The organism is Maridesulfovibrio frigidus DSM 17176, assembly GCF_000711735.1.
GTDB lineage: Bacteria > Desulfobacterota > Desulfovibrionia > Desulfovibrionales > Desulfovibrionaceae > Maridesulfovibrio > Maridesulfovibrio frigidus.
The window spans coordinates 79,815-105,355 of the sequence record NZ_JONL01000001.1 but is presented as its reverse complement, the minus strand read 5'-3'; the positions used below and the strand labels follow the sequence as shown (position 1 = coordinate 105,355).

The 25,541-nt window shown below is 42.0% G+C and carries 20 protein-coding genes; 14 read left to right on the top strand and 6 right to left on the bottom strand.

What is annotated here, in order from left to right:
- Positions 1-313: 313 nt before the first annotated feature.
- The 3 genes from BR06_RS0100535 (at position 314) to BR06_RS0100525 (ending at position 2,091) form a co-directional block, all read left to right on the top strand.
- Entirely contained in the window at positions 314-808 is a 495-nt protein-coding gene (locus tag BR06_RS0100535; RefSeq protein WP_031479067.1) for a cytochrome c3 family protein, read from the top strand.
- A gap of 170 nt (positions 809-978) precedes the next feature.
- Positions 979-1,548, top strand: coding sequence for a TetR/AcrR family transcriptional regulator (locus BR06_RS0100530; RefSeq protein WP_031479065.1), 570 nt, complete (start codon positions 979-981; stop codon positions 1,546-1,548).
- Positions 1,549-1,584: 36 nt separating this feature from the next.
- The gene (locus BR06_RS0100525; RefSeq protein ID WP_031479063.1) at positions 1,585-2,091 is read left to right on the top strand and encodes a DUF2867 domain-containing protein; all 507 of its coding nucleotides are present in this window, start codon (positions 1,585-1,587) and stop codon (positions 2,089-2,091) included.
- A 61-nt stretch (positions 2,092-2,152) separates the two neighbouring features.
- Here BR06_RS0100525 and BR06_RS0100520 read toward each other — a convergent pair whose 3' ends face one another.
- The 5 genes from BR06_RS0100520 to BR06_RS0100500 form a co-directional block, all read right to left on the bottom strand.
- Positions 2,153-2,938: an amidohydrolase family protein gene (locus BR06_RS0100520; RefSeq protein ID WP_031479061.1), complete on the bottom strand. Its 786-nt coding sequence runs from the start codon at positions 2,936-2,938 to the stop codon at positions 2,153-2,155.
- A gap of 140 nt (positions 2,939-3,078) precedes the next feature.
- On the bottom strand, positions 3,079-3,495 hold the full coding sequence (locus BR06_RS0100515) for an acyl-CoA thioesterase (RefSeq protein ID WP_031479059.1): 417 nt from the start codon (positions 3,493-3,495) through the stop codon (positions 3,079-3,081).
- A 5-nt stretch (positions 3,496-3,500) separates the two neighbouring features.
- Positions 3,501-4,685: a cofactor-independent phosphoglycerate mutase gene (locus tag BR06_RS0100510; protein ID WP_031479057.1), complete on the bottom strand. Its 1,185-nt coding sequence runs from the start codon at positions 4,683-4,685 to the stop codon at positions 3,501-3,503.
- Between the two features lie 10 nt (positions 4,686-4,695).
- Positions 4,696-5,985 carry a homoserine dehydrogenase gene (locus BR06_RS0100505; protein WP_031479055.1) on the bottom strand — a complete coding sequence of 430 codons (1,290 nt, stop codon included), beginning with the start codon at positions 5,983-5,985 and terminating at the stop codon, positions 4,696-4,698.
- Between the two features lie 85 nt (positions 5,986-6,070).
- Complete coding sequence (locus BR06_RS0100500; RefSeq protein WP_031479053.1) at positions 6,071-7,249, bottom strand: aminotransferase class I/II-fold pyridoxal phosphate-dependent enzyme; 1,179 nt, start codon at positions 7,247-7,249, stop codon at positions 6,071-6,073.
- 347 nt (positions 7,250-7,596) lie between these two features.
- Here BR06_RS0100500 and BR06_RS0100495 point away from each other — a divergent pair, with 347 nt between their 5' ends.
- From BR06_RS0100495 to recD2, 6 genes are all read left to right on the top strand, one after another.
- A complete protein-coding gene (locus BR06_RS0100495; protein WP_031479051.1) occupies positions 7,597-7,905 on the top strand; it encodes an isoamylase early set domain-containing protein in 309 nt (102 codons plus the stop codon).
- A gap of 172 nt (positions 7,906-8,077) precedes the next feature.
- The gene (locus BR06_RS0100490) at positions 8,078-9,001 is read left to right on the top strand and encodes a branched-chain amino acid transaminase (protein WP_031479049.1); all 924 of its coding nucleotides are present in this window, start codon (positions 8,078-8,080) and stop codon (positions 8,999-9,001) included.
- 83 nt (positions 9,002-9,084) lie between these two features.
- Positions 9,085-11,019: a DNA polymerase III subunit gamma/tau gene (gene dnaX, locus BR06_RS0100485; RefSeq protein WP_031479047.1), complete on the top strand. Its 1,935-nt coding sequence runs from the start codon at positions 9,085-9,087 to the stop codon at positions 11,017-11,019.
- Positions 11,020-11,072: 53 nt separating this feature from the next.
- Positions 11,073-11,384, top strand: coding sequence for a YbaB/EbfC family nucleoid-associated protein (locus BR06_RS0100480; protein ID WP_031479044.1), 312 nt, complete (start codon positions 11,073-11,075; stop codon positions 11,382-11,384).
- A gap of 242 nt (positions 11,385-11,626) precedes the next feature.
- The gene (recR, locus tag BR06_RS0100475) at positions 11,627-12,232 is read left to right on the top strand and encodes a recombination mediator RecR (protein ID WP_031479042.1); all 606 of its coding nucleotides are present in this window, start codon (positions 11,627-11,629) and stop codon (positions 12,230-12,232) included.
- A gap of 100 nt (positions 12,233-12,332) precedes the next feature.
- Positions 12,333-14,525 carry an SF1B family DNA helicase RecD2 gene (gene recD2 / locus BR06_RS0100470; RefSeq protein WP_031479040.1) on the top strand — a complete coding sequence of 731 codons (2,193 nt, stop codon included), beginning with the start codon at positions 12,333-12,335 and terminating at the stop codon, positions 14,523-14,525.
- A gap of 52 nt (positions 14,526-14,577) precedes the next feature.
- Here the strand turns inward: recD2 and BR06_RS0100465 are convergent, their stop codons facing one another.
- Complete coding sequence (locus tag BR06_RS0100465; protein WP_031479038.1) at positions 14,578-16,854, bottom strand: GGDEF domain-containing protein; 2,277 nt, start codon at positions 16,852-16,854, stop codon at positions 14,578-14,580.
- Between the two features lie 254 nt (positions 16,855-17,108).
- Between BR06_RS0100465 and BR06_RS0100460 the strand changes: the two genes are divergently transcribed.
- The 5 genes from BR06_RS0100460 (at position 17,109) to BR06_RS0100440 (ending at position 25,531) form a co-directional block, all read left to right on the top strand.
- Positions 17,109-18,212, top strand: coding sequence for a glycosyltransferase family 4 protein (locus BR06_RS0100460; RefSeq protein WP_031479037.1), 1,104 nt, complete (start codon positions 17,109-17,111; stop codon positions 18,210-18,212).
- The gene (locus BR06_RS0100455; protein ID WP_031479035.1) at positions 18,209-19,465 is read left to right on the top strand and encodes an O-antigen ligase family protein; all 1,257 of its coding nucleotides are present in this window, start codon (positions 18,209-18,211) and stop codon (positions 19,463-19,465) included. Before BR06_RS0100460 ends, BR06_RS0100455 begins: the two co-directional genes overlap by 4 nt.
- A 27-nt stretch (positions 19,466-19,492) precedes the next feature.
- Positions 19,493-21,466 carry a heparinase II/III family protein gene (locus BR06_RS0100450; RefSeq protein WP_031479033.1) on the top strand — a complete coding sequence of 658 codons (1,974 nt, stop codon included), beginning with the start codon at positions 19,493-19,495 and terminating at the stop codon, positions 21,464-21,466.
- 124 nt (positions 21,467-21,590) lie between these two features.
- Positions 21,591-23,102, top strand: a complete 1,512-nt coding sequence (gene xrtD / locus BR06_RS0100445) for a VPLPA-CTERM-specific exosortase XrtD (protein WP_031479031.1) — start codon at positions 21,591-21,593, stop codon at positions 23,100-23,102.
- A gap of 53 nt (positions 23,103-23,155) precedes the next feature.
- Positions 23,156-25,531, top strand: coding sequence for a tetratricopeptide repeat protein (locus BR06_RS0100440; RefSeq protein WP_031479029.1), 2,376 nt, complete (start codon positions 23,156-23,158; stop codon positions 25,529-25,531).
- Positions 25,532-25,541: the final 10 nt, after the last annotated feature.

Genomic DNA, 25,541 nt, shown 5'->3' with positions numbered 1-25,541 from the left:
AAGGTGAATTTGTTTTATTGTGACGAGTATGTATTAATTCCTAATGCTTAATTACTGGTTTAGCAGTTGTTATTATGTATTTTTAGTGTGCTGTATGGTTAAAATGATGTTGAATTAAAGTGTTGCATTTGAAAGGTGTTGATTAAATTTGTTATAACTTTTAATTAATATGTGTTAAATTTTTCTCTATATGTTTATATAGTTGCTAAGATTGTACGGAAAGTCATTTGCGTGGTATGTGCTTATCCTCATTTTTATTGAAATAATCCCTGATTTTGAGTAGGAAGTTACAACTTTCTTGAGGAGGAATAGAATGAAGACTAATTTTTTGTATGTAGGGATAGCAGTTGTTTTTGCCGTTATGGTAATTGTTTATGCTACAACCGCCAATAATTTAAGCGAAGAGATTGCTAACATCTCTTCCGATAAAGCTGACATAGTCCGTGCGGACCTGACTGTAAGCTTTCCTGTAACTTTAGAGTTTGATCGCCCTGAGGGTCTTAATAAGACTCGTTTTTCTGAGGTTAAATTCTCTCACTTCAGCCATCAGGATGTTTCCTGTGTGCAGTGTCACCACACTTGGGATGGTAAAAGTCCTGTGAAGAGTTGTGCTGATGAAGGTTGTCACGACGAGTTGAAAAGTAAAGGTGACACGGAGTCATACTTTAGAGCTTTCCACACCTTGCATAGTGACCGCAGTTGTCGCGGGTGTCATGCTGAAATGAACAAGGCTGGTAAAGCTGAACTTAAGCTAGCTCCTTGTGCAAACAATGCTTGTCATGTGGTTGTACCTAGAGTTGCAAAATAAGAGATTTCGATAAACGAATCGAATTAGCTTAGTTATTTAGAAACGCCTGCCGGATTTATCCAGCAGGCGTTTCTTGTTTTATCGTGAATCAAAAATTACGCTTGACTATATTCTTTATAATTAATAAACATACCATACCGTATGGTGCTTAATAAGTGGAGTTGACTGATATGGATGAATTAAAAGTTGGAACGGTTAAAAACAGCCGGCACAGTGCTGCTGATTTGCTTGATGCAGGCTTAGAATTGCTTGCTAGGCATAGTATTCAGCAATTGACGATTGATGCTCTATGTAAACATTTAAACGTGACTAAAGGGTCTTTTTATCATCATTTCAAAGGACGTGATGACTATCTGGAACGTATGCTCACTCACTGGGTGGAAGTGTGGACTATTGGAAGTATGAATCAGGTTGACGCAGTATCTAAAACAGCCGTTGAGCGTTTTGATGCCATCGTAGACAGAGCTAATGATTTGCCACATGGGCCGGAAACCAGCATCAGGTCTTGGGCGCAGCGTGATTCATTAGCGCAGCGATATCTAGAGAAGGTTGATGCAATTCGGATGAACTATTTATATGACATATTTGAAGACGTTTCGGGTGATTCTGCCAGGGCTTATCTTTTGTCACGCATTAGTTACTCCCTTTTTGTTGGGACAAGAATGATTGCTCCTGCAATTTTAGGAGATGATCGTGATGCGCTCATAAAACTGATGAAAGAAGAGTTGTATGGAATGTAATTGGTTAAAATAACTAAATCGGTAGAGGATGAATATATGAATGATTCTAATAAGCTATTTCAGACAATACCTGTGCTAAATGATCTGGCGCATGGTGCAGATTATGTAGACTCCAAAGCCTTCAGCAGCAATCGTCCAATGAATGAATTCCTCGAAAGACTGATTACTTATGAACCTACATGGCTTGTTTTTTTGTATAAAATACGTGGAGTCGTCGCCAAAATTATGGAGCTAAAACATGATGTGGTAGATCATCAAAATTCTAAGAAGAAAGAGCTTGATTTTAACGCGGGCGGTAAGGTTGATTTCTTTACTTCGGTTGATTTCAATGCAGATCACTATTGGATAGGCGAAGCTAAAGATAAACACCTTAGCGGTTATCTCGGCGTAGTTGCAGAACCGACTGGTTCTGGTAAAACAGATTTTCATACTTTCACAATAGTTAAATTTAACCATTGGACTGGGCCTCTTTATTTCAACTTAATTCGCCCATTTCACCACATAGTGGTGCAGTGCATGGGGAAATATGCTGCTAAAGACTAGTGCTCAATCATAAGTGTTGTTCCCTCCAATTCAGAGAAGGGAACAACATAAAATAAATATTTTAGTTCAGCATATTATCTGCTGCGCTTAGGTGGAATTCAAGCTCTGTGTCGGTAAGTTTCAGCTTGTACTGAAGTTCTTTAATTGATTCACCTGGATCAAAAAGCGGATAATCGCTGCCGAAAAGGATTTTTTCGCGCGGGTGTTTTTTCATTATTTCATGAAGGACTTTATCGTCCATGAATGGAATTGCGCTTGAAGTATCCATGTAAACGTTGCTTCCAGCTAGATATTCTGCAGACCATTTCCAGTGTTGATATCCACCCATATGGGCTGCAACTGCTGTAAGTTTTGGAAAATTTTGTAGTATGCCTTTTAGCTTGATAGGGCATGATGGATTTTTTTCAGGGGGAAGTTTATCTCCCACATGGAACATCGTGATGAATCTTCCTTGAATCATTTCAAGAATTTTATAGAATTTAGGTTCATCCATGAAAAAGCCCTGAAAGTCAGGGTGAAATTTTAATCCTTTAATCCCATTTTTTTCAAGACGCGCAAATTCTTTCTCAGGATCTTCGAAATCAGGATGCATTGTTCCGAAAGCCATGACGCGAGAATCGTTTTTTTGCAGATCAATAGACCAGTTATTTGCTGGTATAACCTGCGCAGGTTCGGTTGCTGCAGTATGAATGATTACTTTATCGAGACCCGCTTTATCTGCTCGCCTCAGCAAGTCTTCAACTAGTCCCGTTCCGACAGGCTTTATTCCGTAATGGTTATTAAGCTGGGTTAATACTTTGTCAGAAATTTTAGGATGAAATGCGTGGGTGTGAACGTCGTAGTACATTATTTAGTCTTTGTTATTTGGTTAATAGTAGTATCGTTTATTGACTTGAAAACACAATTTTTGAGCACGAAAGTTAGTTACTTTCATACTGGAAAATACGTCCTCTCAAGTTAGGCAAAAAGTATGGAATTGGATTTCGTTTAAAAAATCTCTCTAAGCCATTCTGGAACTCTAACCGGACGCCCATCTGAATTTACGCAAGCATGCTCAGTGAACCCGCTGGCAACAAAAGTGGTCCGGTCATCTTTGTAGATGTCATACACAAATATCATCGAAGCTCTTTTCCATTCTCTAATACCTACATGAATATTTAACATGTCGTCATAGTGGGCTGGAGTTCGATATTTGCATGAAGCCTCTCTGACTGGCAGGAAAATTCCTTTTTCCTCCACAACAGAATAGCTCATGCCTCTTTCGCGAATGTATAAACTGCGCGCTCTTTCAAAAAAGTGCAAATATTCAGCGTAGTAAACTACTCCCATTGCGTCAGTTTCACCATAGGAAACACTATGGTCAAGCCACGCATCTGGGGTAGGAAATTCTTTTTTTATTGGCATATACGTTAGCTGGTAAGGTCAATAACCCATTGCATGAGTTCATACCCTTTATCCTGAATTACACCCGTAGATTTAGCATTCTTTTCTGAAAATGAATCCAGACCTGTGCTGCCGTTGCACTTTTTACTTGCAAGTATAAATGGCACAGGGGCTGCGTCATGAGTTTTCGTTTCGATGGGAGTGAAGTGGTCGCAGGTAATCAAATATGATGCCTGATCCACAGGATATTTCTTAAGTAATGGCCCGACGATTTGAGCATCGAACCTTTCAATGGACTTAACTTTATCTTCTACACTTCCCATGTGTCCTGACTCATCAGGGCCTTCTAAGTGAACAAACGCAAAGTCTCCATGTTCTAAGAACTTAAGAGTTGCTTCCACCTTTCCTGCATAGTTGGTGTCGACCAGTCCTGTTGCACCCTCAACTTCGAGAACCTCAAGGCCGGAAGCTCTACCGAGTCCCTTAATGAGATCAACAGCGGATATGACAGCTCCTTTCATGGAATACTTCTCTTCGAAATTAGTCAGAAGCAGAGGCGTTCCTTGTCCCCAAGGCCAAATGCTGACAGCTTTGGTTCCGTTGTTTTTCAGAAGCTTGGCTGAGTCCTGCAAAAGTTTGGTCATTAGCGGGCTTTTGCCATATTCTTCAATGTCTGCGCTGATGGGCTTGTCAGTAATATCGTGGGGTGGATTTATCGCAAGCTTGCTTTCAAGCTTTTTAGCTCCGCCTTTGTGGACAAGCAAGTGTCTATACTGAATTCCGGGGTAGAATGTGAATTCATCATTGCCAAGCTCTTTCTGAAGCATTTCGACCAAAGGCACTGACTTATCAGTTGAAATATGACCTGCTGAATAATCATACATAGTTCCGTCTGCGCTGATATCAGACAGATTTACTAGATTAAGACGCCATACCAAATCGTCAGGATTCAGTTTAAGACCTTGCGCTGCCGCTTCAATAGGTCCGCGCCCTGTATGAAATTTTTCAGGGTCAAATCCCAAAAGAGACATGTTCGCAACATCAGATCCCGGAGGCATAGTTGCGGGAACTGTTCTACATCTTCCGACAATGCCTTTTTTAGCAAGCATATCCATATTAGGTGTATGCGCAGCTTCCATTGTGGTTTTGTTGCCGAGTTCCTTGATGGGCCATCCGCCCATGCCGTCAGCTATCAGAAAAAGCAGTTTCATTTATTTTCCATTATCCTTGAAGGATTCTCATGCTTAAAGTTTCGCGAGTGATGAAAGACATCTTGTCGATTTCTTTAAGAGCTGCATTAACATCTTTTGTGCATGCTTTATGAGTCGTAAAGACAATCGGAATATTCGCACCGGAAGGCGCGTCTTTTTGTACTGCCTGAGCTATTGAAATATTATGGTCAGCCATGGCTCTTGAAATTTCAGCCATAACTCCTGCTTTATCAGCAACAGAGAATCTGAAATAGTATTCGGAAGATGCCAATTCTGGCGGCAGAATTTCGGCCTTCTCGATGGGGCTGTTGTTAAAGCCTGTGTTGTCGGGAGTTTTTGAGCTGGAAAGAGCCATTATGTCTGCTAGTACGGCACTTCCGGTAGGCATAGAGCCAGCGCCTTGACCGTGGAAAAATGCGGGTCCTACAGCATTACCTTCAACTCTGACAGCGTTGTAATTTCCGCCGACTCTGGCAAGTAGCAGGGTGTATTTAACAAGTGCCGGAAATACTCCAGCTTCTAGTTTTCCGCCCACATCGCGTACTTGTCCGATGAGTTTTATTCTATATCCAAGCTCACGGGCAAACCGAATATCCTGTCCTTCTATGCTGGTGATTCCTTCGACCGGAAGGTCCGCGAGAGGGTAGTCTTTACCATATGCATTTCGGATCAGCACAACCATTTTGTGAGCTGTATCGATGCCTTCGATGTCGAAGGTTGGATCTGCTTCTGCATATCCCAATTCTGTCGCCTGAGCTAAAGCTGTATCGAACTCAAGTCCGTTGGTGCTCATTTCGGAAAGAATGTAGTTAGCGGTTCCGTTCAGGATTCCGACTATGGATTTGATGCGGTTGGCAGCAAGGCTTTCTTTTATCGCCTGAATAATGGGGATGCCGCCGGCAACACTAGATTCATAGTAGAGCCCGACTCCATTCTTCTTGGCTATTTCAAATAATTCTATTCCGTGTTCCGCTAAGAGGTGTTTGTTTGCAGTAACAACATGCTTGCCGGCTTCGAGAGCCTTCTTGACTATATCAAGCGCAAGCGTGATGCCGCCCATTAGTTCAACAACAATGTCAGCGTCTGAACCTGATGTGAATTCATCTACATCGTTAGTAAATTTTACATCAGGGCCTGGGAGGTAGTCCCTTTGCTTCTTGAGATCACGGACAAGAACGGACGTTATATTAAACTTCTTGCCTGAGCGGGCGAGAATAATATCTTCGTTTTCTTCAATAATCCGGGCAAGACCGGTTCCGACTGTGCCGAACCCTGCAATGGCTAACTTGACTGTCTGCATTTATACCTCTTTATGACGTTCACTGGAATCTTAAGCTGTATTTCCGGCTGCGATAAAACAGCCGGAAATACAGCAATTTGTTTTTTTAAGAAGAGCAGCCGAATAAATCTTTCATGCCGCGAACAGCCTGATTAATTCTCTGCCTGTTTTCTACCAAAGCCATACGCACATGGTCGTCTCCGTAGCTACCGAAACCGAGCCCCGGAGCAACAGCGACTTTACATTCGCGTAAGAGTAATTTTGAGAATTCAACTGAACCTAAGTGTTTAAACTGCTCAGGAATCTTAGCCCAAATGAACTGCGTTGCTTTTGGAGGAGTTACGTCCCAGCCGATGCGCTGCATACCTTCGCATAATGCGTCGCGGCGATCCTGATAGATGTCCATCATTTCGCGAACGCAGTCCTGCGGTCCGCTTAGAGCGGCACACGCTGCAATCTGAATGGGCTGAAACAGTCCGTAATCCAGATAGCTTTTAATACGGGTCAAAGCCTGTACCATCTCCTGATTACCACAACAGAAACCCACACGCCAACCAGGCATTGAGTAGCTTTTGGATAAGGAGAAGAATTCTACTCCAACATCTTTTGCACCACGTGCTTGCAAGAAGCTTGGCGCCTTGTATCCGTCAAAAGTAAAATCAGCATAAGCCAGATCATGAATGACCAGCAGGTCATTCTCTTTAGCAAAATCTACAATCTTTTCAAAGAAAGGAATTTCTGCAGTGATACCTGTCGGGTTATGCGGGAAATTAATAATCAATACTTTCGGTTTTGGCCATGTCTGGCGCATTGCCATTTCGAGATCTTCAAAGAAGTCTCTGTCATGAGCCATTGGTATTGTTCTAACATCCGCGCCTGCAATGATACTGGCGTAAGGATGTATAGGATATGATGGATCGGGGGCGAAAACGACATCACCAGGGGAAAGCATGACCAGTGCTAAATGCGCCAGCCCTTCTTTGGCGCCCATGGTAACTACGATTTCCTGATCGATGTCTAAATCAACATCGTATCTTCTTTTGTACCACGCGCCCATTTCTCTGCGAAGGCCTTTGATTCCCTTTGAGGCACTGTATCTATGATTGACAGGCTTTTGGGCCGCTTCACATAGTTTGTCTACAATGTGCTGAGGTGTAGGGAGGTCCGGGTTACCCATACCCAGATCAATAATGTCTTCGCCTTGGTGGCGTAACTGCATTTTTAATTCGTTCACTTTGGCAAAAACATAGGGGGGCAGCCTGTGAACTCTTGGAAATTTATCCATGGTCGGTACTCCTGAAATAAATATAGTAAAACTTGATATGCATTTGTAACCGTGCCTCTGATTGCTGTCAAAGCTAATATGTATAGCAGTTTATATTTAATAATGGCCCAGATTGTTAAGTATTTAGCAATATTGGTAGGGGGATTTGTCGCAAATAGAGGCTATTTGCGAATATAAGTGGGTGAAACTGTTATTTTGCTGAATATTGAGGTGCAAAATAAGTGTCGTCTAATTGTGTTTTTTATTGATCATGTTGACATATAAAAAAAATCAGTATTAATGGTAAGAGTATATTTATATCGTATTTTTCCGCTGAATAACAATGTTGTCAGCTAAAGGAGTATCTCGTGGCTATTTCTAAAAAGTATTTGAAAACTAAACCTGTTTGTAAGGTACGCTTTGAAGTACCTAAATCTCAGATAGAAAATGGTGAAACTATCTATCTAGTTGGTGATTTTAATGACTGGGATATAGGCTCAACTCCCATGAAGAAACTTAAGAGCGGGAATTACACTGTAACAGTTGATTTGGAAACTGGGCGTAATTACGAGTTTCGCTATCTTGCCGGAGAAAGCATTTGGTTTAATGATTCCTCAGCTGATGGGGTAGAGGATACTCCATATGGAGATGCGCAGAATTCTATAATCAGCGTTTAGCTTCCATACGTTTTTAAGGAAGGTTATATACTTTTAGTTGATCCTTCTTGACCTTGGACCCTCTTTTTTTTAGCTTCATTCTTCCCGTTATTCCCAAAAGTGATTATTATTGCTTTAAGGAATTTTTATTGTGTTGCCGGGTTTTAATAATGAAGCAAGATAAGGGGTACCCATGGTACAGAAAGCTGAAAAAATTTGGTTTGATGGTGAACTAGTTAATTGGGATGACGCTCAGGTCCATGTGCTGACTCATACATTGCATTACGGTGCAGGTGTCTTTGAAGGTATAAGGTCATATGTTTGCGTGGATGGCAAATCTGCTGTTTTCAGACTTAAAGAACATGTGGTAAGATTATTTGATTCCGCAAAAATTATCGGTATTAAAATCCCCTTTACCATCGAAGAAATTACAGAAGCAATTATTGAGACCCTTAAGGTTAACGGGCTTAAAGAAGGTTATATACGTCCTCTCGTTTTTATCGGGGACGGAGTTATGGGAGTTCACCCCGGCTCAAATCCTATCCGGGTAGCTATTGCCACTTGGCCTTGGGGTGCGTACCTTGGAGACGAAGCGCTTGAAAAAGGGATCAGAGTAAAAACTTCTTCCTTTAATCGCCATCATGTTAATGTAATGATGACTAAGGCTAAAACCTGTGGTAATTACGTTAACTCTATTCTTGCCAAAGTCGAAGCTGTTACTGATGGATATGATGAAGCTCTTATGCTTGATACTCAAGGGTATGTTTCTGAAGCTACCGGCGAAAATATTTTCATCGTAAAAAATAATATTATTAAGACGACTCCTCTCACATCAGTACTGCCCGGCATAACCCGCGCAAGTCTTATGGAAGTTGCACGCGATCTCGGATATGAGGTTGTGGAGCAGCTATTCACTCGTGATGAGCTGTATATTGCTGACGAAGCATTCTTCTGCGGAACCGCTGCTGAGGTAACTCCTATTCGCGAAGTGGATAACAGGATTATCGGCGAAGGAAGCTGCGGAGAGATTGCTAAGAAACTTCAAACAGAATATTTTAATGCAGTCAAAGGCGGAAATGAGAAATACGTCAAATGGTTGAATTACTACGAGATATAGCTTTTATCACGCGTCCGGGACTGTCGGTTCCGAGTCTCGGACGTTTTTAATATATGGGAACCACATACGGATTTACCTGCATAATGAGTACATCGAATCTGACAGCAAAATATCGCCCGCAAACCTTTACTGACGTGGCGGGGCAGCAAGCAGTCAAAACTATTTTATCCCGCGCAGCACAGCAGGATAAAATTGCACCTGCCTACCTTTTCAGCGGAACTCGCGGAGTCGGCAAGACTACTATTGCCCGAATTTTTGCTAAAGCACTCAACTGCGTTAATGCACCAACCGCAGAACCATGCAACGTGTGCGAAAACTGTCGTCAGATTACAGCCGGAATCGGCGTCGACGTTGTTGAAATCGATGCCGCCTCACATGGTAAGGTTGATGATGCACGCCGCCTTAAAGAAGATATAGGATACGCTCCCATTGAGTTTCGCTACAAGGTCTTCATCATAGATGAGGCCCATATGCTCACCACTCAAGCTTTTAATGCGCTGCTGAAAACTCTTGAAGAGCCGCCTTCCCACGCCACCTTCATAATGGCTACAACGGAAACACATAAATTTCCGGCAACCATCATTAGTAGATGTCAGCATTATGCGTTTAAGATGCTTTCAACTTCGGAACTTGTCGCGCATCTCGCTAATATTTTGCAGATGGAAAAAGTTGAATTCGAAAGCGGAGCAATTGATCTTATCGCAAAAAGAGGGGCGGGTAGTGTTCGTGACTCCATGTCTCTGCTCGGTCAGGTCTTGGCGCTAGGCAGTGAAAAACTGCTTGAAGCCGATGTTAGATCTATCTTGGGCCTTGCAGGAAAAGATGTATTTTTCACTTTGATGCAAGCTATTCATGCGCGGGACCTAGTATCTGTCGGCGAAGTTGTGAAGCAGGTACTTGATCGCGGTTTAGATCTTGGGTTCTTTATCCGCGAATTAAGCTCATGCTGGCGCAATATGTTTCTTCTTGGTCAGTCGGGAGAGCGTGCTATTCCGCTACTTGATCTTTCCACGGAAGAAGCAAAAGAATTCATGCACTGGGCACAAACTTTTGAACGTTCATTCGTCCATGCTTGTTGGCAGATGACTGTTGATGGTCAGCGCAAAGTTATGACTAGCTTAGAGCCTGCTATGGCACTTGAGCTTTTATTGCTGAATATGGCTAGCCTGTCAGATCTTATTTCAATGGAAAGAGCAGGAGCCCTAGCAAATGCTGGCGGAGCCGCAATTCCAGCTCCAGCTCCAGCGGCACCTGCTCCTCCTACGAATCCGCGGCCCGCACCAGCTTCCATGCCGCAAAATTCTGCTCCTCCGTCTGGGGAAACGCCACCTTGGCAAAACGCGCCTGCCCAGCAAAATGGAATGCAGTCCGGTTCTACGCAAACAAGCATGATTCCGACTTCCAATCGTCCTATGGGGCGCAGTGAATCCGGAAGTCCGGCAGGTGGCAAAGCTACAAGCGAAATGGGATCAGAAGATTCCTCACTACCTGACGCCTCGCAATCAGAACCTACACAAGAATTTAATGCACCTGTTGCCGAATATCGCGGTTCAGAGCCAACCGAACCTGAGTCATATTCAGCAAACAATCAGCCATTAGCTAGCGAATCTGAAAATCCAGATCCAGCTGCGACCGAGCCTACTCCAACCCCCGCCATGAATGGTCCGCGTGACTTTGAAGGGTTTATGAAGTACGTGGTCGACAGCGGTGCCAATGGAACAGTTGCCGGACTAAGCAAGTGTAAAGGTCTGGTCACTGACAGTAAGTTTGTGCTGACTTGCGCGAACCCATTTCATAAGAATCAGATTAGCACTCGTGATACCCTTACAGCTATTAATAGGCTCTCAGCAGAATATTTCGGTTCTGATATTGAGGTCGAAGTCACCGTAAATAGCAAAGGAATACGAAAGAGCAGACAACAGCTCCGTGCTGAGGTCGAAGCCAATCCAGATGTCATGCGCGTGATTGATGCGTTTGGCGCGTCCATTATTTCTGTGGATCCTCGTAGGGATGTGTAATTCTTTACGATGTTAGTATATAAAATGATATTTATTTCAAAAGGAGAAATATAATGAAAGGTATGAACGACTTAATGCGTCAGGCTCAGGTTATGCAGCGTAAAATGACTGAACTTCAGGAAGATCTGAAAAAACGTGAAGTTGAAAGTTCAGCTGGTGGCGGAATGGTTAACGTAACAGTTAACGGTTCATCCGAAGTTCTCTCCATAGTAATCGATCCAGCAGTCATCGAATCCGGTGATGCAGAAATGATTCAGGACCTAGTAATGTCCGCAGTGAATGACGCGAACAAAAAAGCAAAAGCCATGATGGAATCAGAAATGTCCCAGATCACTGGCGGCATGAACATCCCAGGCATGATGTAATAAAGTTTTATAGCCTTCGGCGAGCAGGGGGCTTTGCCCCCTGCACCCCCACCAAAGGGGATAATCCCCTTTGGAAACCTTATCGAGGGGGGGGGGAAGGCATGAAAGTAAATTGTCCAGTCCAAAGAATCTTAAGTGCTAGCCCGTTAAAAGTTTTTGGAGATTCTTAAGAACCTTTTTTCAAAAAGGTTCTTAAGCCGCCGGAGGCATTAGCAAGCACAGTCCATATATAGAGGTAGCAAGTGGAAAATTTACCGGGTCCTTTAAGGGCGGTGGCTTTGGAGTTGTCTAAGCTTCCGGGTCTTGGTCCTAAATCTGCTCTAAGAATTGCTTTGACTATGCTTAAGATGCCTAAAGAAAAGGTTTCTGGCATTGGGAAGAGCATTATTGATTTGCGTGAAAGTCTTTGTATTTGTGAAGAATGCGCAAGTATTACGGAATCTTGCCCTTGCCGTATTTGTTCTGATCCCGGTAGGGAAAGGGATAAACTTTGTCTAGTTTCTGAGTGGGACTCCCTTCTTGCAATTGAAGAGATGGGTCTTTATCGCGGCTATTATCTGGTTTTGGGCGGCCTTCTTTCTCCGCTTGATGGAGTTTCTCCGCAGCATTTAGAATTTAATAAGCTTGAAGATCGCCTTGCTAAGGGTCAGGTTACTGAGTTGATTCTTGCTCTCGGTGCTACTGTCGAAGCCGAAGCCACGGCTTCCTATGTAAAAAATATGGTGCAAAATAGATTTTCGCAGATTTCATTAAGCCGTTTTGCTCAGGGCATTCCAATTGGAACTGAGGTTAAACATACTGATAAAGAAACCTTGCGTCAGGCTCTTGAATATCGCCAAAAGTTGTAGTTTTTAATCACAAATTTCTATTCATATTGCTGATTCTTCTTCGATATGGACAAACTTGCTACTGATAAGCTTGATATAGCAATATCGAAAAGGAAACCGGATGTCGGACACTTTAACTGGTGAAGTTCGAACAGTTGTCTATCATAATGAAGAGAACGGCTATACTGTCGCTCGTATATCTTCAAAAGATGAACCAGCGCAGATTACTGTTGTCGGGTGCCTTGGACAACTCACGCCCGGTGAAACTGCCGAATTTCAGGGCCGCTGGAAACAGCACGCTAAGTTTGGTCGCCAGTTTGAAGCTGATTATCATGAACGCATTCGTCCTGCGACCGAAGCCGGTGTTATCAGATTCCTAAAGTCTTCATCTATCAAAGGTGTCGGGGAAGCTATTGCGACCGACATGGTTAAAAAGTTCGGGGTGGAAGTCCTCGATATATTAGATGATGAACCGGAAAAGCTGCTTAAGATTAAAGGTATTTCCAAGAAGAAATTAGCGGATATTGTGGATTCTTGGCAGAGTCAGCGCGAAATAAAGAATCTGATTATATTTCTGCATACGCACGATGTACCTCCTACTTACGCGACTAAAATTTTCAATTTGTATGGCGCGCAGTCTGTTAAAAGAATTACCGATAATCCGTATGAACTTGCTTATGATATCCGTGGTATCGGCTTTAAGACGGCAGATGCTATGGCTCTTAAGCTGGGCTTTGCGGCGGATTCTTCTCAGCGAATTGAGGCCGCGATTGTTTATTCTTTGTTCTCGGTAAGTGAGCGGGGCGGGCATATGTTTAGCCCTCGTGATAAGCTTGTTGAAGACGTTTCAAAGATGCTTGGTGGCGTGAATCTTACCTTGGTCGATGATGGCATTCAAGCTCTTGAAGAAAGGAAGCGCATTAGAGTAGAAGCTCTTCCTGATCAGGATATTGATCAGGCAGTATTTTTGATGCATTTTTACAGATTTGAAAGCGAAATTTGTAAGAGGTTACATGGCCTTGTGAGTCATCCATCACCTGTAAGTAAAGAGAAGGTTGAGAAGACTTTACCTGAGGTTGAAAAGGAACTTGGGTTTAACCTTTCGGCTGAGCAGCGTGAAGCCGTTTTTGCGGCCTGCGTAAACAAATTTTTTATTATTACTGGTGGACCGGGAACTGGTAAAACTACCATCACCCGTGCTGTGGTGCTTACACTTAGCGAGCTTGGGCTTAAGGTTAAGCTTGCCGCGCCTACGGGTAGAGCTGCTAAAAGATTGTCAGAAGCTACTGGCAGATCTGCTTCTACAATTCACCGTATGTTGCAATATACTCCTGATAGCGGCGGTTTTTATTACAATGAAGATCAGAAGCTTAAGGCGGACGTTCTGGTTGTGGATGAGGCTTCAATGCTTGATTCTCAGCTGTGTTTGTCGGTTTTGCGTGCTGTTCCGCTTACATGTCGGGTGATTTTTGTGGGGGATGTGAACCAGCTTCCATCAGTTGGGCCGGGTAATGTTCTTTCTGATTTATTGCAAAGCGGGGAAGTGCCTAGCGCGGTTCTGAGTCATATTTTTAGACAGGCTCAAGAAAGTTATATTGTAGTAAATGCCCATAGAATTAATGATGGACAATTTCCATTAGGGCATCCTGCAGACGCGCCTGAAGCAGATTTTTTCTGGATACCGCAAGAATCTCCATTGAAAGTCCAAGAAATGATTGCGCAGACTGTTTGCGAGCGCATTCCTGAACGTTATGATCTCGATCCTATGACCGACATTCAAGTGCTGACACCTATGCACAAGGGTGATGTGGGAACGCAGAAACTTAACTCTATATTACAGGACAGACTCAATCCCGCGCGCGGCAAACCGATAGTGCGGGGCTTTGTCGAGTTCCGTGTGGGTGATCGAATTTCACAGATGCGTAACAACTACGATAAGGAAGTTTTTAACGGTGACCTCGGGCGTGTTGTATACATCGACAGCGAAAAAAATGAGCTTACCGCGGAATTTGATGGTAATATCGTTCATTATGAGTTTTCCGAATTAGATGAGCTGTCCCTTGCTTATGCGATTAGTGTGCATAAGTCGCAGGGTAGTGAATATCCCGCTATCGTTATGCCGATTGTTTCACAGCATTATTTATTGCTGCAACGAAATCTGCTTTATACTGCACTGACCAGAGCGCGCACGCTGGCGGTTCTGGTAGGTAGCAAACGGGCATTTCACATTGGGCTTAACAACATCACAGCCGGAAAAAGATTCACCAATTTGCGTTATCGCATAAAGCAGATATTCGACGAGAATCTACTGTAGCTTGAGATCTACTGTAAACTAAGATTTATTGTAGCTTGAGATTTGTTGAATATTAAATCTGACGTCTTTCGCGCACCCAGCAGTTCCCTTCTATAGATTTGGCCCACTTTTTAAGTGATGCGGCCTGTTCGCCTATTTCCAGCAGAGATTGCTCGGGAGTGCAGTCCAGTATTGCCAGCGACACGGAGACTAACGGGAATTTAGCTGTTGCGCCGTCGCGGCCTTTTCCTTCCATCCAGCCATTGGCTCTATCTTTTGCATTATAGCTTGTTTTGACAATTCGCTTGAAACATCGTGTAATCGCCAGACATATTCTCTCGGCTTTTTCGGGTGAAATCACCTGTACGAAATCATCGCCGCCGATGTGTCCTATAAAATCAGTGGTTACGTCAGAACCATATTTAGCCGTTGCCCATGTGATTATGCGGCTGATGAGCAGGATAATTTTGTCTCCGCCTTTGAAGCCATAGGTGTCGTTGTACACTTTGAAATTGTCGAGATCCGCGTAAATAATTGAATAGTTTTCCTTGTCTTCCATGCGCCTTTCAATCTCTTTTTCTATTCCGAGATTGCCGGGTAAACCTGTGAGCGGGTTTGTCCCTTTTGCCATTTCAACTTGAACATGAGCTAGGGTATCGAGCAATTTTTGCACTGAAACTACCCCAAATAATTTACCTTCATTGGTAATGATGATGTCGTCGTAGGCTTTTTTTCTTTCTCTCGCCATAGCTTGCTTTGATACGTTTTCTACCGAAGTTTCGAGGTCTATGGTAAGCGGAGAATCGTCCATGACTGAGGCAATCGCTTTGTTGGAATATAGCGCTACACCGAATTTACCGGAAAGATGCTTGTTTAAACGATATTCCATGATCAACCCGCACGGAACATTGTTTTTGACAACAGCCACACTGCTGACGCCACTGCCTTGTTCAAATATGTTTTGAACGACAGGCACAGGGGTATCTATTTCTACAGCACCTACTTTATTGACCAGATTTTTTACGGGTATGCCGCAGATATTTGTGTCAGTGCGTAGCTCTGGAGTTTTCTGAATTTTCATAGCTTCATTCGTTAGGTCTGGCTTTGTGCGCGCGGGTCTAGCGAAGAAATAGCCTTGTCCGAGATGAACGCCCATGTCGATCATGGCGACTGCTTGTGACTGAGTTTCTATTCCCTCAACTAATAGTTTTCCGCCGATTTTTTCGGAAAAGTCAGTAAATGTTTCAACTATTGCACGGTTCACCTGACTCGTTTCAATATTGTCCACAAAAGACTTATCAAGTTTGATGTAATCGGGCTTAATCTCAGCGATGGATGAAAGTCCTGAATATCCGGTTCCTGCGTCATCAATCGCGACTAAATAGCCTTGGTTGCGGTAATGGTCGAGAGTTTTACGGAAAGTTTTGAAGTCCTTTACGCTATGTCTCTCTGTTATTTCAAAGACGATGTTTTCCGGTTTAAGACCCCATCTATCTAATAAAATTTTAGTTTCACCTGAGGAAAAATTAGGGTCAACAATGGTGCGGGGATGAATGTTTAAAAATAATTTTTGCTGCTGGTCAAATTCACCAAAAGAGCTGATTGCTGACTCGCGGCATATTCTTTCAAGCTGGAAAAGCTTTCCAATATTTTCGGCCATATCAAAAAGGGTAAGCGGTGAGCGGAAAGGTGAGTTGCGAGGTCCTCTTGCTAAAGCCTCCCAGCCATGAATTCTTTTATCAGCAAGGTTCACGATTGGTTGATAGTGGCAGTTAACTCTGCTGTGTTTTATTATTTCGCAAAATTCTTTGCTAAGTTCAAGATTTGAAAGATCCGCATTGTTCTGTGCTTCAAGGCGTGCTTCGCCGATGGCGGATAAGAAGCCAGACCATAGCTTGTTATTTGTGTGCGAGGCGCGAAATGATGAATGTCCGCTATTTAACGTTATGGTGTTGCCAGTAAGACTGATTTGATCACTTTTCACCAAATTTTCTATATTCACTTTAAACTGGTAGGCAAGTTCGTCCAGTGCCAGTTTTTTGCTGCAATCATTGGGGTCGAGTAAGAAAAATTCCCCTGCGTTAAACGAGAAAATATGAAACTCATCATGCTGTAATCTCAGGTACCCTTCATTTTCAATTGCTACACGTATTTGGTTTTCAAGGGATGTTGCCCATTCCCTTCCATACATTTCAAATAGAGTCGGGAAATCTTGTATTGCAAAATATAGGATATTAAGACTGCCAACATTTTGAATCAAACTGCCTATTCCCGGACCTTCGAAAAAATCTCTATTTCTGTCAGAAGGGAAGTTGAAATAATCAGATTTTTTCTTGATAAGTTGTAGCATGGGATAGAATCTCCATTGTATGGTAGAGTAACCGTGAATTGAATTTCATTTATAAATTGTACTTAATTTATTAATATTCGGCGTTGAACTTTCGTGTCTTATTTCGTGCAGACTACATATAATATTTCTTTGAATGTTACTGCCTCGTTACATTCTGTTTAAGATATTGAGTTGGTTCAGGATTTATAAGTAAGTGGAATGTTGAACTCGATTCATGTAGTCGGGGTGTATGCATATGTTAGGAGGTAGGTCATTTGAATGATGAATCTTTACGAGTTCTAATTATTTCTCAGGATTTTAAGCATATAGGCGGTGTAGTTGAGACTGCGCAGTTGCTAATTTCAAAATTCACGGGAAAGATAGACGTATCACATGGCGCACTTGGGCGCAGAGTCGGGCAGGTCGGCGTTAAGGCGTACGTTCAGCCTCTACTTGATATGTTTAATTTTTTTAAACTGACTCGAAAAGAGAGCTTTGATGTCATTCATGTAAATCCATCCTTCAATGTTCGTTCATTTGTGAAAGAATTCTTTGTTTTCATGCTTTTTTGTCTGCTCGGATATTCGGGTAAAATATTGCTATTCTTTCATGGCTGGGATCCAGATTTTTTTCAAAAACTGACCTCAAATTTAATCGGTAGAAAGTTTCTACTATGCATGCTTAGGCGCGCCGGTTTAATCGTCGTATTATCTAGTAAGTACCGTAAATCTCTTATTGATATTGGGATTGATGAAGATAAAGTCGTAGTGCTTACGACTATGTATAACAAAGCTGATGTACCGAGCAGCCCTGAAGACATAACCGCTCGTAATTCAGTTTTATTTCTTTCGAGGATTGTCCGTAAAAAAGGCGTTTTTGAGCTTGTTGAGGCTTTCGAAGATTTATTCAAAAGACATCAAAACTTACACTTGATTATGGCTGGTGATGGTCCTGATAAAACGTTGCTTGAAGAATTAGTAAGGGCTAAAAATATAGAAAATATATCTTTCCCAGGCTATATAAAAGGAGCTGAGAAGCGTAAGGCTTTTGAACAATCATCCATTTTCATTCTGCCCACTTTTTATTCGGAAGGGTGTCCTGTTTCGCTTCTTGAAGCCATGGCAGCGGGTATTGCTCCTGTGGTCCCTCTTGCTGGCGGGATTGCTGATATTGTTATCCCGGATGAAACAGCGATTATACTTGAAACTGTCTCTAAAAGCAGTATAATTTCTGCAATAGATGGATTACTTGGTGACACTGATCGCATGAAATTAATTTCTAAAAACGCTGAAAGTTACGCAAAAGATAATTTCGAATCAGCTAAAGTATGTGACCGCATTTTAGATTTATACAGACAGATCAAGAGCAAGGTACAATGACCTTTTTATTATCACTTTTTTTCTTTTTACGCCCAATCATGTTCATCGACATTGGGTGGCTTATTTTCGGTTTGAATATAACCGAATTTTTTGCCGTTTTTGCTACGTTTATCTTGATCGGTGCTTTTATTTTACGTGTAGTTGTCTCCAAAAAGCTGAATATTTCTGTAGTCGATTTTTTTATAATGTTCTTCATTATTTGGTGTTTTTTTATATTTGTACTTTATATAGATAAATCAAATATAAAAGATGTAGCTAAATTCACTATTCCATTCTTTACTTATATAGTGATGAAGAATGTTATTACTCAACGAAAGCAATACACCAGACTATTATTGCTTATGATTTATGGTTTTTTTATACCTGTTTGTGCTAGTGCAGTGCTTATATCTCAAGGCATGGGTCTGGATAAAGTTTTGTACTGGACTGGGCTTCATCGCTATCAAGGTGTGTATGTAAATCCGCATAATCTTGGTCATTGCATGGCTTTTTTGCTTATGCTGATGGTTATATATACCATTGTGTGTTCAATGGACCCGACCATTAAGCATCTTCGCCAGCGGAAGGCTCTTTTTCTGTTTTTTATAGTATTAGGAACGCTGGCATTATACTGTTTGTATAAGAGTTATGTGCGTACTTCTCTGATCGGCATGTTCATTTTTGTTTACTATTACTTGTTCAAACGAAACAAGCGGATGCTCATAATCCTTACTGGAATACTCGGAATTCTGGGTATGATATTTGCGGCTGTTTTATATACAATTTTCTTTGATATGGTCGATTCTGCAAAGGGGCGCGATAAGGCTGAGAACTTCGGTTCAGGGAGACCTTATATTTGGAAACACAACCTTAACGAATTCTCTAAACTTCCTCTGGATGGAATGCTTGCAGGGGTTGGCGTAGGTAATAGAAAGACTCATGAAAGCAAATCTGTTGGTGGCGGGGATGTCTGGAATAGTCACAACGATTTTCTTGAAGTTATGATGCAAACCGGAATTGTCGGTCTTATTATTTACCTTGGTATGCAGCTATGTATTTTTCGAAAGATACGACAACTTGAGGGTAAGGAAAAATACGTTTTTCTTGCCCTGTTTCTCGCTGTTAATTTCATGAATTTCGTAAGTAATAGTTATATTACCAGGTTTGGGCTTGGACAGATTTATTATGCTGTGCTCGCATATATTGAACTGCCCATCTATGACTATACTAAGGATTCAGATAAAAGTGAGGCTCAGGAATTTAACGACTATTAATATGTGCCATCCATAAGTAGGCGTACGATGACTGTTAATAAAATAATATGGCTTTTGAACAGGCTAAAGGCAATGAGGCCGAACGAGGTCTTGTGGCGTTTCAGAACCGAAGCTCGCACTTTTGCAGAACGTTTCGGCTTTATGACTGCAAAAGTTGTTGCGCGTGCTGATTTGAGATCAGCAAGTTCTTGCTGGCTACCTATGGATGGGCTTGATTCTGCACAGGAGCTGATTGTTTTTTCGGCAGATCAGATTTTGAACGAAGGGATGAATCTCTTTGCTCTTGAGAATAAGGTGCCATGCGTGACACCTGAATGGAATAGAGATCCATCTACAGGAAAACTCAGTCCGCTTAGTTTTGGTAAGAGGTTAAAATTTAAAGATCAGTCTTTATGCGGTGATGTAAAATACCTGTGGGAGCTTTCAAGGTTTTTGCAGATTGTACCCCTTGCGCGTGCTTGGCATGTGTCGGGGGATGAAAAATATCTGCGGTCCATAAGATCAATGGTGGAATCTTGGCTAGATGAATGTCCTTATATGAGGGGCGTACACTGGAGTAGTTCTTTAGAGATTGGAATCAGGCTTATTAACTGGTCCCTTGCTTGGCAGTATCTTGGCGGAATAAATTCTCCCATCTTTGACGGTAAAGACGGTGAACTGTTTCGAACCCGCTGGCTGGATTCTATCTATCAGCATCTCCACTTCATCAACGGGTTTTATTCTAAAGGATCGTCAGCAAATAATCATTTGATAGGTGAGGCTGCCGGTGTTTTTACCTCCTGCAAAACATGGCCGTTTTGGGAAGAGTGCGAAAGGTGGGAAGCAACTGCGTTAAATATCCTTGAGGCTGAATCCAGTGCGCAGGTTTTTGATGATGGTGTTGGTCGTGAACAGACCACTTCGTATCAGCAGTTTGTAATTGATTTTTTACTACTAGCGTATTTAGCCGACAAAAATAAATTTACTCAAAAATATTTTAAAACTATTGAAAAGATGATTGGCTTCATAAGCTCGCTCATGGATGTTTCAGGCAATGTTCCCATGATAGGTGACGCTGATGATGGCATAGTAACAGGGCTAGGGATGTATGATGAATTCCAGCCATTTAAATCTCTACTTGCAACAGGCGGAATTCTGTTTTCTCGAGATGATTTCCTGCAAAAGTCTGGCGGATACGATCTTAAATCGATGAGCCTTATGGGGCGCGTTCGAGAACCTTCTGCGCAGGGCGAAACTAAATCTCCACTTAATTGCCGCGAGTATCGTGGTGGTGGGTATTTCATTCTCGGAGATAGTTTTGGAACTGAATCAGAACTATTTATCGTAGCTGATGCCGGTCCCCTTGGTTACGGTGCTCTAGCTGCTCACGGACATGCGGATGCTTTGTCTATTTATATGTCACTTGCCGGACGTGAATTTCTGGTTGATCCGGGGACTTATGTTTACAGTGGGAACGATAAATGGCGCGATTATTTCCGAGGAACATCTGCGCATAATACCGTGCGTATTGATGGTCTTAATCAGAGTGAAATAGGTGGCAGTTTCCTATGGAAAAACCATGCCGAGGTCGAAGGAACGGTTCATTTTGACCGCGATGTTGAAACTTTCCGAGGTAAACATAACGGGTATGAACGGTTAAGTGATCCCGTAATTCATGAAAGAACCGTTTCCCTTGATAAGCTTGGCCAGCGGATAGTTGTGCAGGATCATTTGCGATGTAAAAGCGCACACTCAGTTGAGCAGTTATGGCATTTTAGCGAAGACTGTAATGTTGTTTTTGATGGCCCTCATAAAGTTATCGTCACCAACTCAGGTGTGTCCATGGAAATGCACTTTGGTGAAGCTGTTACCTTGCAGATGCTTAAAGGAGAGAGTACTCCTCCTTTTGGTTATGTGTCCCGCAAGTTCGGTGTAAAGGTTCCAAGTGTAACAATTATTGCTGACGTTTATATTGAAGGTGATTCTTGTTTGATCGCGGAAATTGTTTATGGGCGGATTTAAAACATAAGTATTTGTTGTTTCTGATTAAAGTTTTTTTTGATATGTATTAATCCAACGATTGAAGTATACTATGTTCAAAGATATTTACACTATTAAAGGCCGGGTACCGGGGAGTAATATATAAGTGACCGCTCTTGTTTCATTTATATCTGCTGTAGCAGCGTGGATTGTACTTTATTTCGATTCATTTCCAGCATTGATAAGACGCTGGAGTAATGACGATTATTCTTATTGCTGGCTTGTTGTTCCGCTTGCAATATATGTTGCGTGGCAGAGAAGAGATATGCTCCCGAAGGTCACCAAGCCTTCGCTCAAGACTGGTTATCTGGCACTACTTGGAGTTGTTGTTTTTTTCTTTTTAGGAAAAATCGCGTCAATTGATGCTCTTGTATTTGTCTCCATGTGGTTATCCATCGTAGCTCTAGTTTTATTTGCGTTTGGCTTAAAGTCAATGAAGGCTTTCTTTTTTCCTTTGCTTGTTTTAGCTTTTGCCGTTCCCCCGCCACCTTTTATTAACCGCATGCTGACTTTTAAATTGCGGCTCCTATCTTCAGATTTTTCTGTGCGCATGATGCAGTTTATCGATATCCCGGTTTACAGAGAAGGTAACGTTATTGATTTGGGAATGATAAAGCTTCATGTGGTTGACGCATGCAGTGGGCTGCGCTTTTTATTTCCAACGATATTACTCGGTATTCTGATTGGCTATTGGTTTAGCAATCGTGGGTGGCAGCGTTTTGTGGTATTTTTAGCGACCGTTCCTACAGCTATTATAACTAACGCTTTGCGCATTGCTATTGTCGGATATATTGCTCGCAATGTTTCGGTTGAAACTGCGGAGAGTTTTTTCCATGAGGCTTCCGGAATAGCAATTTACCTTCTTTCAATTGCGCTTCTTGTTCTACTCAGTTTAATATTGAATATTTTTGGTTCAAAAGAACCTGTCCGTTACTCAGAATCATCTTCTGAATTATATGATAAATCTAAATCCAGTCCGGCTCTACATATTTTTATTATGGCTATTTTACTTGGAAGCCTTTTTATTTTGAATGGTAAATTTTTGTCTACAAGGATTATTCCCGAACGGACGAACTTTGATAATTTCCCGATGCAGTTTGGAGAATTTACAGGAGAACGACAGTATTTTGATGATAATATACTCGAGTCTCTGGGAGCTGATGATTATCTTTCGGGATTTTTTGTGGACCGGAAATCCGGTAGGAAAATTTTAGTCTTAGCATCTTACTATGATTATCAGGAACCTCAGCGGGCGGCTCATAACCCTGTCAGTTGTCTTCTTGGCGGTGGCGGGTGGGATTTGTCTTCGTCTAAAGATCTTCCTGCTGATCCCGCTGTGGGAAGAAAGTTTAAGGTGCGAAGGTTGATACTTGAAAAGCCCGGAGCAAGGTTGCTAGCTCTGTACTGGTTTCAGCAGAGGGGGCGCATAATGACAGACGAATATCTGAATAAAGTCTATCTTGCACTGGATGCTGTTCAAATGCATCGCACGGACGGTGCTCTTGTTCGCCTTGAGATCCTAATAAATAAAGATGAAACAGTTGAGCATGCACAGAAGGTTATGAATTCATTCATCAGTAATTTTTCTATGATTTTAGATCCATATATTCCAAATTAAAAGTGTTTATAATTTTGAAGTGTCTTAGAAGAAAATAAATTCAGAGGATAAAAATGCGGAAATATATAATTCCACTAATGATAATTGTCTTCACGTTGGGTGTTTTTACCGGATGTGAGAAAAGGCGTGATGATTTTTACAACAAAGCTGTGGAATACTATAATCAGAAGAAATTCACTGAATCCAGACTTGAGTTGAAAAATGCTCTGTCTATTGATCCTGAATGCGGAGAGTGTAGACTTCTTTTCGGAAAGCTTGCCTTGGAAGAAGGTAATTTCCAGAGTGCGTTCATTAATTTTAAGTACGCTACTGATTTTGCTCCTGATCTACTTGAAGCAAAGGTTGAGATGAGCAAGCTTTATTTACTTGCGCGTGAATATGATAGTGCCGGCGACATGGCAAGAAAGGTTCTTAATGTAGATTCCTCGAATATTGAAGCTCGTTTGGTTCTTGGAGCAGTTCTCATGGATGGGGGAAAGTATGTAGAAGCTGAGCGAAATCTCAATATTGCTCTCGCTGAGGCTCCTGATAACTCGAATGTGTATCTTTCCCTGAGCAATCTTTATTATGATCAGGATCAGAAAGAAAAAGCTGAGTCTGTTCTTGCTGATGGAATTGCAAAAATCCCATCTAATACTTCATTATTAATGAAAATATCTGTTCTATATAGGGAAGTGGACAAGCCTGAAAAGGTTAAAATATATGTCCAAAAACTCCTTAAAGCTGGAAACGAAGAACCGCGCTTTGTTCTTTTTGCTGCGGAATCTTTTTCTGCAATAGGGAATTCTGCCAAAGCGGAAGAACTCATGGCAGGTCTTGTAAGCCGGTTCCCTGATAAAGATGATTACCGTGTTTTATATGCCAGACTTCTGGTTTCACTTAACAAGAACGATCAGGCTATTGCTACTCTCAAGGACGGCTTGCTGGTAAATAACGAATCACTCCCACTTCATTCGGCTTTATCCGGTATTTATATTGCGCAAGGCCAACAAGGCGAGGCTATTAAAATTCTTCTTGCTGGAGCAGAGATCGATGCTGAAGGCGCAGACAATGTTGCTTATCGCAAAAAGCTTGCGACCCTGTATCTTGACATGAATGAATCGAGTAACGCTTTAGAACAGCTTGATCTTGTTATTGAACGTAATCCTAAAGATGCAGAAGCCCATTATCTACGAGGCCAGATATACCTCCTTGCAGGTAAAGGACAGCAGGCAGTTTCTGAGTTCAGGCAGGTTCTTCGTGATAATCCAGAGAGCGCCCCGGGTTACGTGTTGCTGGCAAAAGCTCATATATCCAACGATGAGATGAGTATTGCTATAGAAAATTTAAAGAAAGCAATATACCTTGACCCTGCGTATAGGGTTGCCCGTGAGACTCTTATAAATGCATATCTTGATCGAAAGGACTGGCAGCAAGCCATTCTGGAATTGCAGCGATTAAAAGAAAAGCTTCCTGATGATATTAATATCCGCGCCGCCATTGGTGATGTTTATGCAATAAAGGGAGATATTAATCTTGCCAAATTGGCCTTTGTTAATCTGTCGAAAAAATTTCCGAAATCTCCAATTGGATATTTGAAGTTGGCAGAGTTGGCGGGGAAGGAAGGAGAGAAGCGCCTTGTTCAAAAATATTATGCAGCAGCTCTTAAAAGGTCTCCTGATTCTTTAGTGGCAATTCAGGGTATGGTTGAAGCTTTGCTTGCGCAGAATAAATATACTGCAGCAATAAATTTTTGTAATAAATTATTGGCAAAATATCCTGATAATGCTCGTATATTTGAGTTGAAGGGTGGAGTTTACGGCCGCAGGAATGATTTTAAGAATGCAGAAAATAACTATTTCCGAGCCACTGAGCTTGCGCCGGATTGGATGCTTCCATATATGCGCATCGGAGACTTGTATGTCTCAGCGGGAAAAACAACCATGGGTATTTCTAAATTTACAAAGGTTGTGAAGCAAGATGAAGAAAACCCCGCTCCACGGTTTATACTTGGATTGCTTTATGAGCAAAAGGGTGATTTTGAAAAAGCAAGAGAAGCTTATTCTGGCATATTGGAAAAAGATCCAGGATTTCAGCTTGCCGCCAATAACCTAGCATACCTTCTGGCAACTCAGTTTGCAGAGAGCAGTGCGGATATGGATGAGGCTTTGAAGTTTGCTAAGATAGCCGCAAGCAGTCAGAGTCCAGAATCTTTGGATACCTTAGGATACATACTTTATTTGCAAGGTGAGTATGAGCAGGCTTTGCATGTTCTTAATACCGCTCTTCAAATAGTACCGGATTTTACCGCGGCGCAATTTCATAAGGCTCTAGTTTATGTGAGGCGTGGGGAGGCTGTTGAAGGTAGAAAGATCTTAATTAAGATGCTGAAAACTCAGGATGACTTCCCAGAAAGGAAAGAGGCTGAGAAGCTCCTTTCAAAGCTATAATTTTCTTCGT